The organism is Clostridium sp. AM49-4BH (assembly GCF_003478335.1).
Classification (GTDB): Bacteria; Bacillota; Clostridia; order Lachnospirales; family Lachnospiraceae; genus Butyribacter.
In genome coordinates, this window is record NZ_QUFB01000152.1 from 1 (window position 1) to 599 (window position 599).

Annotated in this window: 1 protein-coding gene; it reads left to right on the plus strand. The window is 27.5% G+C overall.

The genetic code is table 11. The features are described from left to right. Positions 1 to 76: 76 nt before the first annotated feature. Positions 77 to 599: hypothetical protein (locus DW981_RS14850; protein ID WP_243034788.1), on the plus strand; the 523-nt coding region annotated here is incomplete at its 3' end.

Consider the following 599-nt stretch of genomic DNA (forward strand, 5'->3'; position numbering starts at 1 on the left):
ATCAATACAAGAGAGCATATTTGAAAAATGTATATTTAATAAACAACATATTTTGGTTAATATGAAAAATTGCGAGATGAAACAATCTCAAATAAATAATTGTTCATTTGAACGATCGACAACTGAAAAAATAGAATTTGAATCCTGTGTTATAAAAAATACTGATTTTGCAACAATGCATGCTGAATGTCACAAGTTTATTGATTGTAAGTTAAACGATGTTAAATTAGATGTTAGCTATGTTTTTGGCTATTTATTATGCAATACAAGTATAGAAGATTTTAAAGTGTTATATCGTGGAAAAGAAGTCAAACTTAACTCCCGAGAAGAGGCAGTTAAATTTTTAGAAGAATCACGAACGTACGAATTGATTAATATATTTTTATTTATAAAGGATTTGATAGAAGTCCCACCATTATTAGACCGAATTATAAAGCATTTATATAGTAATTACAATCCTGCAACCAAAGCAGACATTTCTAATATATTTGAAGCATTAATTTTTTATGCTACACACGATATTATGCCGTATTCCTGTTTTGTTGCATTAATTTTTTATGCTACACACGATATTATGCCGTATTCCTGTTTTGTTGATT